The 11,899-nt window shown below is 59.6% G+C and carries 10 protein-coding genes; 7 read left to right on the forward strand and 3 right to left on the reverse strand.

The features are described 5' to 3' along the window. Nucleotides 1-252 precede the first annotated feature (252 nt). The 3 genes from ppk1 to ABGT66_RS02195 all read left to right on the forward strand — a co-directional run bounded on the left by ppk1 (nucleotide 253) and on the right by ABGT66_RS02195 (nucleotide 4,441). On the forward strand, nucleotides 253-2,367 hold the full coding sequence (gene ppk1, locus ABGT66_RS02185) for a polyphosphate kinase 1 (RefSeq protein WP_346688535.1): 2,115 nt from the start codon (nucleotides 253-255) through the stop codon (nucleotides 2,365-2,367). Next, the gene (locus tag ABGT66_RS02190; protein WP_346688537.1) at nucleotides 2,364-3,266 is read left to right on the forward strand and encodes a hypothetical protein; all 903 of its coding nucleotides are present in this window, start codon (nucleotides 2,364-2,366) and stop codon (nucleotides 3,264-3,266) included. Before ppk1 ends, ABGT66_RS02190 begins: the two co-directional genes overlap by 4 nt. Before the next feature lie 167 nt (nucleotides 3,267-3,433). Beyond that, a complete protein-coding gene (locus ABGT66_RS02195; protein ID WP_346688538.1) occupies nucleotides 3,434-4,441 on the forward strand; it encodes a hypothetical protein in 1,008 nt (335 codons plus the stop codon). A gap of 111 nt (nucleotides 4,442-4,552) precedes the next feature. Here the strand turns inward: ABGT66_RS02195 and ABGT66_RS02200 are convergent, their stop codons facing one another. Then, entirely contained in the window at nucleotides 4,553-4,768 is a 216-nt protein-coding gene (locus ABGT66_RS02200) for a sulfurtransferase TusA family protein (protein WP_300261706.1), read from the reverse strand. 13 nt (nucleotides 4,769-4,781) lie between these two features. Beyond that, nucleotides 4,782-5,864, reverse strand: a complete 1,083-nt coding sequence (yedE, locus tag ABGT66_RS02205) for a YedE family putative selenium transporter (protein ID WP_300261709.1) — start codon at nucleotides 5,862-5,864, stop codon at nucleotides 4,782-4,784. A gap of 459 nt (nucleotides 5,865-6,323) precedes the next feature. Here yedE and ABGT66_RS02210 point away from each other — a divergent pair, with 459 nt between their 5' ends. Both ABGT66_RS02210 and ABGT66_RS02215 read left to right on the forward strand, forming a co-directional pair. Next, complete coding sequence (locus ABGT66_RS02210; RefSeq protein ID WP_346688540.1) at nucleotides 6,324-7,838, forward strand: transposase; 1,515 nt, start codon at nucleotides 6,324-6,326, stop codon at nucleotides 7,836-7,838. A 208-nt stretch (nucleotides 7,839-8,046) separates the two neighbouring features. Next, nucleotides 8,047-8,487, forward strand: a complete 441-nt coding sequence (locus tag ABGT66_RS02215; RefSeq protein WP_346688541.1) for a hypothetical protein — start codon at nucleotides 8,047-8,049, stop codon at nucleotides 8,485-8,487. A gap of 112 nt (nucleotides 8,488-8,599) precedes the next feature. Here ABGT66_RS02215 and ABGT66_RS02220 read toward each other — a convergent pair whose 3' ends face one another. Next, nucleotides 8,600-9,787, reverse strand: coding sequence for an iron-containing alcohol dehydrogenase (locus ABGT66_RS02220; protein WP_346688543.1), 1,188 nt, complete (start codon nucleotides 9,785-9,787; stop codon nucleotides 8,600-8,602). Nucleotides 9,788-9,959: 172 nt separating this feature from the next. Between ABGT66_RS02220 and ABGT66_RS02225 the strand changes: the two genes are divergently transcribed. Continuing rightward, the gene (locus ABGT66_RS02225) at nucleotides 9,960-11,447 is read left to right on the forward strand and encodes a hypothetical protein (protein ID WP_346688545.1); all 1,488 of its coding nucleotides are present in this window, start codon (nucleotides 9,960-9,962) and stop codon (nucleotides 11,445-11,447) included. A gap of 15 nt (nucleotides 11,448-11,462) precedes the next feature. Then, nucleotides 11,463-11,813, forward strand: coding sequence for a hypothetical protein (locus ABGT66_RS02230; RefSeq protein ID WP_346688546.1), 351 nt, complete (start codon nucleotides 11,463-11,465; stop codon nucleotides 11,811-11,813). The last annotated feature ends 86 nt before the right edge of the window (nucleotides 11,814-11,899 follow it).

Below are 11,899 nucleotides of genomic sequence, written 5' to 3' on the forward strand. Positions count from 1 at the left end.
TTTTAGGAGATTTTAACATTTAATTTTCGATATATATGAACTTAAACAATTTTTTGTTTATGTTGATTTGGAATAAAATCTTACGTTCCTACTGATTTGGTGTAAAGTTCCGCAGCTCAGTAATATCCCGCAGAATACGTCGCGCGCGGCGCCCGTCGGGCACGCCGCGCTTTTTCTTTACAAAACTGTAACGTTGGATTTCGGCGAAAAGCGCCGCGCTTCCGCGTTTTCGCGGTAGTATGTAGTCGGAATATGATAATTTTGACGAACCTAGCGACGGGGGACGACGAGATGATTATGAACAACAGAGAGCTGAGCTGGCTTGTTTTCAACGACCGGGTGCTTCAGGAGGCGCAGGACAGGAGCGTGCCGCTGATGCAGAGGCTGCGCTTCCTCGGTATTTTTTCGAACAATCAGGACGAGTTTATAAAGGTGCGCGTCGCGAAGCTGATACGGCTGAGCCAGCTCCGCGGGCTGAAGCCGTCGCAGCAGGCCAAGCGCCGCGAGGCGGTGGAGGTCCTGCCGCAGCTTTACGCGCGCATGGCGGAGTCGCAGGAGAAGTTCGACGCGGCCTACGACGCGATTCTCAAGGAAATGGCGGAAATCGGCATAAACGTCGTGAAGGAGACGCAGCTGACGGAGGAGCAGGCGAGGTTCTGCATCGACTATTACGCGTCGGTGGTCAGCGAGCGCATAGTGCCCTTCCTCGTGCGCAAGACGATGAAGATGCCCTTCCTCAGCGACGGCGCAATCTATCTCGGCGTAAAAATGACCGGCGAGTCGGCGCAGAGCACGCGCTACGCGATAGTGCAGATTCCCGTCAGCAGCGCCTGCCCGCGCTTCGTCGAGCTGCCGCCCTCCGCGCCGGGCCGCCGCGACATAATTTATCTCGACGATATAATACGCTTCTGCCTGCGCGAGATTTTCTTCATGTTCAAGTACGACGATATCAGCGCGCATACGCTGCGCGTGGTGCGCGACGCGCAGATAGACATGGACGACGACATCTCGAAGAGCCTGATGGAGAAGATGGAGGAGGGCATCGAGAACCGCAACTTCGGCGACCCCGTGCGCATAATCTACGACAAGGACATGCCCGCGGACCTACTCCAGCTCATCGTCAGCAAGCTCACGGTGAAGAAGGGCCACGGCCCCTCGCTCGACCCGGGCCGCCGCTACCACCTGAAGCGCGACCTGATGAAGTTCCCGCGCGTCGCGCCGCAGCTCGAGGAGAAGCTGCCGGCGCAGCTGCGCCATCCGCTCATCAAGCCCTTCGCGAGCATCCTCGAGGTCGTCGCGCGCCGCGACATCATGCTGCATTTCCCGTACCACACCTTCAACCACGTCATAGACTTCCTGCGCGAAGCCGCGATAGACCCGAAGGTCGAGAGCATCTTCATCACGCTGTACAGGACGGCGGAGCACTCGAAGGTCATCAACGCGCTCATCGGCGCGGCGAAGAACGGCAAGAACGTCACCGTCGTCATGGAGCTGCTCGCGCGTTTCGACGAAGGGCAGAACATAGAATACGCGGACATACTCCAGCGCGCGGGCGTGCGCGTCATCGACGGCGTCGCGGGGCTAAAGATCCACTGCAAGCTGATACTCGTCGAGCGGCGCGAACGCGGAGGCACGCGCGGCTACGCCTACGTCGGCACGGGCAATTTCAACGAATCGACGGCGAAGATATACTCCGACTTCGGCCTGCTTACCTGCCGCCATGAGATAGTCGCTGACGCGCGCGCGGTGTTCGACTTCATATCGGCGCACAGGCCGCTCGAATGCCGCGAGCTGCTCGTCGCCCCTTACAACATGCGCTCGACCTTTGAAAAACTCGTAGAAGATGAAATAAAGAACGCTAAAAAAGGCAAAGAAGCCTATATAAAGGCGAAATTCAACAGCCTCACCGACGAGGATATGATAAACTTGCTCTACAAGGCGAGCCGCGCCGGCGTGAAGATAAGCCTCATCGTGCGCGGGGCCTGCTGCCTCCAGCCCGGAGTGCCTGGACAGAGCGAGAACATCCGCGTGATAAGCATCATCGACATCTACCTAGAGCACGCGCGCATGGCGATATTCTGCAACGGAGGCCGCGAGAAAATATTCATAATGAGCGCGGACTGGATGACGAGAAACCTCAGCCGCCGCATAGAGGTAGGCACGCCCGTCTACGACGAGGCGATACGCGAGCAGCTCCGCAGAGTCTTCGAGCTCCAGTGGAACGACAACGTCAAGGCGCGCGACATGGCCGTCTTCGGCGAGAACCGATATTCCGCGGGGAACGGCGGAAGCGAAAAATGCCGCTCGCAGCTCGCGCTCCACGAATTCTACAAAAAAGCGGCGGAGGAAGAGAGCGAACAGCAATGAAGAACATGAACACCATCGCGGCGATAGACATCGGAAGCAACGCCGTGAGGTTCCTGATAAGCAACATCGAAGAAGACTCCGACAAAAAATGCCGCAAGGTCGCCTTCCTGCGCGTCCCAGTGCGCCTCGGCGAGGACGCCTTCACGAGCGGCACGATAAGCGAAGAGCGCCGCGCGCGGCTCTGCGAGGCGATGCAGTCCTTCGACCACCTCATGAAAGCCTTCGGCGTGCGCGACTACCGCGCCTGCGCGACCAGCGCAATGCGCGACGCGAAAAACGGCCCCGAGGTGCTCGCCGAGATAAAAGAAAAAAGCAACATCGACGTGGAAATAATCTCCGGCGAAAAAGAGGCCGAAATAATCTACGCCGCGGCGCAGCCCTTCATAGCCTCGGCGGGCGGCGGCGGAGAAAAGAACTCGCTTCACGTCGACGTCGGCGGCGGCAGCACCGAGGTCGTGGTCTACGCCGAGGGACGCGTCGCGGAGTCCTACTCCTTCCCGCTCGGCACAGTCCGCCTGCTCAACAAGGCCGTCTCGAGCGAAGAAAAAGACGACTTCAAAGCCGCGCTGCGCGAAATCGGCGGCAAATACTCGATACAGCGCATAATAGCCTCCGGCGGCAACATCAACAAAGCGCAGAAGCTCCTCAACAAACGCGAGGGCGAGCCCGTCAGCTACATCGAGCTCAAAATGCTCTACGACATGCTCAAAAAAATGACCTTCGAGGAGCGCATCAAGAACTTCAAGCTCAACCCCTACCGCGCCGACGTAATCATCCCCGCGCTGAAAATCTTCCTCACCATCAGCAAGCTCTGCGGCGCGCCGAACCTCATAGTCCCGCAGGTCGGCTTAGTCGACGGCATCATAGCGAAGCTCTTCGCGGAAAGACGCTGCGGATAGGCAGAACAAGACGACGCAGCCATAATACATACGCCGCGCCGCGCAATTTGCGCCGGCGCGGCGTTTTGTGTCTACCGCGTCTGACGACGTTACGCCGCGTCGCTGTATGCTGTATAATCTAATCTAAGCAGCTGGAATTTTCGGTACACAAGGAGGCATAGTCAACAATGTTGGAGTGTGCGCTGGAATACATGGACAAGATATTGTTCGACGAAAAAATTTATAAAATCTGGGACGGCCTTATCGAAAACGGCGGGGAATGCAATGAAGACGACAATTTGAGCAAGATGGCCGCCAGCCAATATAATAAGTATTTGCAGCCGGGGAAGAAAAAGGGCCGGGCGATGGAATCGCTGAAGCCGGCGGAACAGGGGTATCAGGTGCCCGAGCCGTGGAATGGAGACTTGGAGAAAGCCGATATACTGTTCCTCTCCTCCAACCCCGGCATTAACGTTTTTGAGAAATTCCCACGCTATATAGGCAGAGACAAAGCGTCAGGAGAGATGAGATTCTCTTACGCGCCTGTCACAGACGCCGCGCAGGCCGATTATTTATCGCGCGAAGATGTAAGACAGTTCTTCATCAGGCGTTTTCAGGAAAACCCATACACACAGTCGCGCCTTCCCGGCGTTTATGAGTTTATAAAAAATGGCGACGGCGGCGTCGGTCCGTGCCGCATAAGAGGCGTCAAATACTGGAATGTGATGATGAAAATAGCCGCAAATATCCTCGGCATAGAACTTGACGAGAAAATGGCGGACGAATCGGCACGGCGGGAGATATTCAGCCATATCCTCAGTATGGAGATGGTTCCATTCAAATCCGCAAAAGAGGGCGACATTCCAAAAGACTTATGGAAAGATTGCTGGGAGGATAATTTTTCAAGAGAAATATTCTACAGCAGCAACGCGAAGGTCGTCTTTCTGGTCGGCTGGAAAACGACCAAGATGTTCTGCACACTCGAAAGGGACAGAGGAATAAACATAATGGATGCGAAAACGCTGTGGGGGTCCAAAGAGCGGCGTAGCGCATGGACTTACGACGAGAAGGGCAGAATGGTCGTCGCAATTAAACATCTGAGCGGCGCGTGGGGGGCCTATGATAAACTAATGCCAAGCGAATATTACACGCCCGAGATTTTCAACAAAATGCGGGAACTTTTGTCGTCTCGATAGACAATACTTGCAGACGAAAGAAAAAACGGCGGGCCCGCAATGAGCCCGCCGTTCCGTTATGCGTACTGAATGACTGCCGTGCGGCGTTCCCGTGCGTAAAACGCGCGCGCGTTACTTCGTCGCGGTGACGGCGTAGCCGCCGTCCTGCTCCTTCCATTCCGTCTTCCAGCCGGCGTTCTGCGCGAAGCGCATGACGTTCTCGCGCGAGGTGACGGTGTCCACAAGGATTTCGACGACGCCGGAGCTGTGCTTGTCGAGCACCCTTTTCGTTTCGATGACGGGCTGCGGGCAGGAGAGGCCGCGCGCGTCCACTGTGATTTTATCCATGATTACACGCCTCCTAGTTCATTCTGTGTTTGAAAGCGAAGCCGACGGCGAGGCAGAAGACGAGCCCCGTTATCGTCGCTGGTATGCCGAAAGCGCCGATTCCCGTCGCGGAGCTCGCGAGCGAGAAGTTATGCGCGAAGGCCGCGCCGACCAGCATTCCCATCACGAAGCTGCCCGCGTCAGAGTCGCCCTCGCCGGACATAATCAGCATACGCCCGGGGCAGCCTCCCGCAAGCGTAAAGGCGAGGCCGGAGAGCGCCATGCCGAGGAAGTTCCACAGCTGCATCGTGTGGGCGACCGGCTGACCCTCAAATCCCGGCTTGAACTGTCCGAGCGCGAAGTTCGTCACAAAGGCCGCGACGATGAAGGCCGCGATACCCTTGAAGAGATGGCAGTCCCTTATCATGATAAGGTCGCGCACCGCGCCGATGGTGCAGAAGCGCGTGCGCTGCGCGAGCCAGCCGACGATGAGCCCAGCGGCGAGCGAGATAAGTATCGGAGCGTGGGCCGCGCCGGGGCCGCTCTCTGAGAAGAATATCGGCCCCGTGCCCTTCGGTCCGAGCAGCGGACGGACGAAGAGCAGAATCAGTATCGCGGCGGCGAAGAGCGGCATGACGAGCCCCGCTGCCTTCGGCGTCGGGCGCGACGGGCCGAGGCTGAAGCCGCCGTAGAGAAACCAAACGCCGATGCCGATGCCGGCGATGAGCCCGGCGATGCCGGCGATTGCGTTCCAGTCGCCGCCCGCGAGACGCAGATAGGCGCGCCACGGGCAGCCGAGGAAGACGAGCGCGCCGATCATAGCGAAGAAGCCGAGCGCGAAGCGCACCATCGGCGACGAGCCGCCGCGCGGCCTGTACTCGGAGAAGGCGAGCGCCGAACCGAAGGCCCCGAGGATGAAGCCCGCGATTTCGGGGCGCAGATACTGGACAATCGCGGCGCGGTGCAGCCCGAAGGCCCCCGCGATGTCGCGCGTGAAGCAGGCGACGCAGAAACCCATGTTGCCGGGGTTGCCGAATTTTACGAGAAAGGCGGCTATTACGCCCAAAACCAGCCCCGCAACCGCCGGGCCGTTCTTTGACATAAGCAGACGATCCATTTGCTTTTACCTCCAATTATGTTCGGAATATAAAATCGAAAACAACGGACGAAACGCACGGGCGGGACTGCCGCGCACAATACGGCAGCGGCGGCAACTTCGCGCCTCCAAGCGCGCGGACGTACGCAGAAACCGGCGATTCGTCCTTCGCTTACAAATAAAGGGGGAAAATATGCGAGAGCGCGCCGCGGCAGACGACAGACCCGTTACACGAGCCGATACCGGCAAATCACGTCATCTGGCCACTCTCCCTTCCGGCCGAAAACGTCCGGCCACATGATTATGATAGTCACAAACGGCGCATTTAGCAATGATTTCAGAAAATTTGCGGTTGTGCGCAGGCATAATAAAAAGGAAAAGTAAGGTGAAAGCGAAAACCTTTTGACGTACTTGTCTTTATCAAGCTTTGACAATATACTTAAAGTATACTAACGCAGACACACAGGAGCGGCGGAAGCGATGGCGCAGAGCGTCAGGATAGAAATCAACGAAGGCCATAAGCTATATAAATACTGCGACAGGCTGACGAAGGCCGCGGGCGCGCTGTGGAACGCGGCGCTGTCCCGAATCACGCACGGCGCGGCTATGTGCGGAAAGCGTGAGAGCGTAATGACCGCCGCGGAACGGCGCGTGTGGAACGAGCTCATGGCAGTCCTCCCAATTATCAGAAGCGAGCCGTGGTTCGTCGTCAGCCCGGCGGTATTCCTCGACTCTGTCTTCATGAACGACTTTTTGGCCGCCATAGGCTGTGAGGAATATGTTTTCCCGTTCCTGCCGCGCAGCTCGGCGCGGTACACAGTGAAGAACGCCGCCGCGGCGGTACGCAGCTACCGCAAAGCGCTAGAGGCTTACGAGAAAAGCAAGAAAAAGCCTCAAATCAAGCCGCAGCCGCCCAAAGAGTCAAAGCGCGGAGGCCGCTGCTCCGTCACCATACACAGAGACGAATGCGCATATCACGCATGGAAACGAAGAAACGGCGAAGAGGCGCGGCGCATAGGCCTGCCGCTTGCGAAACGAAAACGGCGCTTCGATATCAGCGGCGCAGACGTGCCGGGGCAGCTGGCGCAGGTGACGATAACTCCGAAAGGCGGCGGCTTTGAGCTTATTCTCGCCTTTGAGGAAGAGATTCCCCCTCCGGCGGCAAAAAACGACGGCGCGCCCTCCTATGAGCCCCCTGTCGCGGACTGCCGCTCCGCCGCGGCTGGACAGAACGCGGCAGGTTCCGCGCTTCGCGTCGAATGGGACGACTCGCTCCCGAACGCGCTGCGCGTCTGCGCAATCGACACTGGAACGGATAATTTAGCCGCGATTACGAACAACGTCGGTGAACCGTGCTTCCTGCTCAAAAAGGAAATGCTGAGCGGCGAACTCTCGCGGCTGCGGAACGAGATAAAACAAATGCGCGGACTGCCCCGCGTAAAGCCGCACATAATCGCGGTGGAAAGGGGCAAGGCCGCCGCGCTCCTGAACACTCGCGAAATCCACCGCACTCTCGACATGGCGGCGAAAATCATAATCGACTGGTGCGCGCGCGTGGAAACGGGCACGATTTTCTGCGGGACCGCCGCGCTGCGCAGACAACTGGTGCGAATCGACACGAAGAGCAACGCGAGCTTTTACGCGAGCGTCTATAATTTCATCTCCGCCGTACTGATTGATAAAATACGCAGAAAAGCCGCTGCCTCGGGCATCCAGTTCGTTGCTGTGGACGAGGCGTACACGTCGCTCGCATCGTTCCCGGACGGCGACGCGATACCGTCGGCGAACAGCGGCATCATAGAGGCCGTTTTCTCCGGCAAACGAGTGACGCAGGACAAATACAGAACAGCGGACGGAACATATATCCACGCCGACCTAAACGCGAGCGCGAACATAGCGCGCAAAGCCTGCCCCTCCGCCTTCGCCGGAGAGCACACGCCGCCGGATTTCGACAACATCATTGTGATAACGGATCCGTTTACGCAGAGGATGTAGATTAAGGAAGCTCTGTCGATATGCCGCCCAAGCAATACGAAAAGGTCCGGCGACAAAAAACGCTTAACGCCGCATCGAGCAGACTGTTGGGACAAAGCCGCGGCGCGACGGGCATCACGCGGACGTTGTCAATTCTGCGGCGGCGTGTTAGATTCGGCACGGCGCTCGCAAACGTTTTGCAGGATAAAATCTCGGGGAGGAATAATTCATGATTCGTTGGTCAATCGAGGACGAAAACGGCTGCGAAGGATTTTTCGAGAGCAAATTTTTCCGCAACGACGAGAACGGCGGCGAATTTAGTATTTACGGGGCGGGGCAGGAGTTGAAGGAATGCGCCGAAAAATGCGTCGAGGCATTCAACGGCCTGCCGGAACCGACGATAGACGAGATTTGTGAAAAGCTCGCCGCCGCCGCGCGCGAAGAGGTCGAGGAGGAAGGTTTCGAGCTGCCCGCGCTCGACGGCCCGCGCGGTATTTTAAACTACTGCTGGTTCAACGCGATATACGTGGACATGGCAGGAAAAGACGACGAAACCGCCTACGCGGTCGAAGGCGAAGGCGACTGGGGCGCGCCGACCGGCTTCGTCATAAGAGGCGGCAGGGTAATCTACGCGGGCGGCGATTATCTGGATTACATACAAAACGCGTAGCCGCGCGCGCAAATGTCAGGCCGCCGCAGGCAGGCAAAATACAGGACGAGCGGAGCAAAGCGCCCGCTCGTCCTTCTTTTTACCTAAAAGGCAGAAACATCCGCCGTTTTTTCTACATCGCCGCCCTAAATATCTTCTCCATATCCTCGGCGGAGAGCTTTTTCATCGTGCCTACGCCGCCTTCAAATTTTGCGGCGCATTTTTCCGCCATTTCTTTGAGCTGCGCGCCGGTGGGCTCTATGCCGAGCTCGCGTATCGTGACGGGCATTTTCAGATCGCGGTAGAACTCTTCCATCGCGGCGATGCCTGCGAGCGCCGTCTCTTCGTCCGTCGCGGCGGGCTGCAGGCCCATGACTTCCGTCGCAAACTGCGCGAAGCGCGCGGGGTTCTCTTTATAGACGTAGCGCGCCCAGCTTCCCCATACCGCGGCGAGCCCCGCGCCGTGCGCGACGTCGAATATCGCGCCTATTTCGTGCTCAAGCTGGTGCGTCGCCCAGTCTCCGCCGTCGGTGCCGCAGCCCGTTAGTCCGTTGTGCGAGAGGCTGCCCGCCCACATCACTTCGGCGCGCGCGTCGTAGTTTTCCGGCTCGGACACAAGTATTTTCGCGTTCCTGATAACGGTGCGCATCAGCGCCGCGGCTATGCCGTCGGTGAGCTCCATGCGTCCGCCGCCGCCGAACCAGCGCTCCATCGTGTGCATGAGGATGTCCACGCAGCCGCAGGCCGTCTGGTACGCGGGCAGGGTCATCGTCAGCTCGGGGTTCATGACGGCGAATTTCGGGCGGCAGAGGTCGTTGCCGTAGCCGCGCTTCGTTTCGGTCGCTTCGTCGGTTATTACGGAGGAGCAGCTCATTTCGCTGCCGGCCGCGGCTATGGTAAGGACGGAGCCTACGGGCAGGCAGGCGCGCGGCACGCGGATGCGCGCATAGAAGTCCCACACGTCGCCGCGCTCTTCGTCTGCGGCGCCGTATGCTATCGCCTTCGCCGAGTCTATAACGCTGCCTCCGCCGACGGCGAGGATGAAGTCGACGCCCTCGCGGCGGCAGAGCTCTATCCCTTCGTTGACGAGCGAAAGGCGCGGGTTCGGCACGACGCCGCCGAGCTCGACGAAGCTGACGCCAGCCTCGCGCAGCGACTCGCGTATCCTGCCGAGCAGCCCGGTGCGTTCGGCGCTGCCGCCGCCGTAGTGGAGCAGCGTCTTTTTGCAGCCGAGTCCGGCGACGAGTTCCCCGGTCTTATTTTCAGCTCCGCGTCCGAACACTACCTTGGTCGGCGTGTAATATGTGAAATCCTCTATCATCGGAAATTTTTCCCCCTCGCGCGGTATTCGCGCAGAATTTTCTTGCCGTCTTAAATTATAGCGTGAAGCAGCAAAAGCGCGAGAGCCCCTAATTTTGCGCCGCACGCGCGCCGCCGCGCGCTCTCCGCTATAATAATGGCGTGTCAGTACCTTTCGAAAGGAGGCGCGTCGCATGAAGCGCGCTCGTAAATTTACCGCCGCGGCGGCGTTTCTGCTTTTTCTCGCGGGCTTCGCGCTTCCGCGCGGAGCGGAGGCCGTCCGCCTTACGATAGATATTCCGTCCGTGACTGAGACGGTGCTCGAGTCCGGGCGCGACTTCTACGTCGCGGGGCACATAGACCGCGAGGGCGTGCCCGCGGCGGAAATGCCGCTCGACATCCGCGTCGAGGTCGCGGACGCGGGCGAGATGCGCGACGGCATACGCAGGCCGGTGCGCGTCGTCGAAAGCCGCGTCGGCAAAAGCGGCGTGACGGAGCCGCGCGACATACTCTTCGACTGCGCGGGGATCGCGCCGTGGGTGAAGCTCGCGCGCGAGGAGCTTGCGGCGTCGCCGCCGCCGGAGCTCGTCTTCCGCGCCGAAGCGCCCGCGTCGTTCCGCGACCCGCGCGTCAAGGCGGCGGTGACGGAGGAGCGTTACGCGGCGCTCGTGCAGGGCGGCGCGACGAAGGAATGCGGCGGCGATTATTCTAAAATTTACGACACGGACCTCGAATGGAACTACTTCCGCGTAACGGCCCTCGCGCTGCACGAGGGGTGCGTCGTCGCAGAGGTTTACAAGGACGTTATGCTCGGCTCCGTGCCGGACAAAATTCTGGCGCGCTTCTCGCCGCCGGAGCATTTCGCCAAGGCCTCGGCGCTCGCGCGCGAGCGCGGCTGGCGCATGTATCTCGACCCGTTCCCGGGCTACTGGAACGCGGGGCTGCCCGCGCCGTGCGAGATACCTGTCCGCTGGCGCGCGAACGACGCACTGGAATATTCCTCCGGCTTCGTCCACGCCGTGATTTACAACATCTCGGAGAGCAGCGCCTCGCAGAGCGTGGAGCTCGGGCGCATCGCCTTCGACGGGCGGATGTTCCGCAGCGACGAGGTGCTCTTCTACGTCTACGACATCGGCGAGCCGTCGCTGGCATACGAGGGACGCGAGGGCGAGGCGCGCCGCGAAGGGGAGCTGGTGCGTCTCGCGGAGGGCGAGAGGCTGCGCTTCTCGCGCGCGGAAATCGGCGAGCGGCCCGAAAAATACTTCCCTCGCGAAAACGCGGGCCGCGTAGACTGGAACGTCTACAACTCCGTCGCCTTCCGCCCCGGCGAGGCCGTGACGCTCTACGGCGTCGTGACGCCCATCCAGCCGATGCTCTCCGAGGTCGAGCCGAACGACGACGGCACATATACGATTAACAACAGAATAAAAACGCTGCGCCTGTGCGCCGAGGAAATCAGCCGCGGCGAGGTGATAATCGACGAATTTCCCGTCGGCCTCGAACGCTTCTACGACAACGCCGCGCCAGACGCCGCCTCGCCCTCGCTATACGAATTCCGCAGCACGCTGCGCCTGCCGAAGCGCGAAGGCAAAAGCCTCTACACAGTGACGACGCAGTGCTTCGACGCGCACGGCGAAGCGGTAGAGGGGACGGAGACGATTTTCTATCTCTGGGTGCGGTGAAGGAGAATTCCGAAAATGAATGAAGCGGACGAAAAAGTATTTCCATTCGCCGACGCGCCGGACACGGCGGCTATTGTCTGCCGTCATGTTTTGGAGGAGGGCGCGCCTGTAACCTACGTCTCGCACGACGAGGACGACGGCATGTGGCAGTTCCTCTGCGGCGGTTTGCACGAGACGGCGGACGCGCGGCTCGTCTCGCTTTACTCCGTCTGGAAGCGCGACGAATCCGTGGGCGGGTTGTGCGAAATGCCGCCTGGATTCTTCGCATGGCGCTCCTGTGTGGAGGACGGGTGGCGCGTCGGGAAACGGCGAAGCGCCGGACACGGCGGATTAAGGCCGAGGGCCGTTCGCAGGCGAAGAAACTAAACGGCCCGATAAACCTGCGGGCGGGGCGGGATTTTTCAGAGAAAATACGCAGAACGAAACGGCGGCGCGCAATTTTACGGCTCGCC

This window comes from uncultured Cloacibacillus sp. (assembly GCF_963926575.1).
Classification (GTDB): Bacteria; Synergistota; Synergistia; order Synergistales; family Synergistaceae; genus Caccocola; species Caccocola faecigallinarum.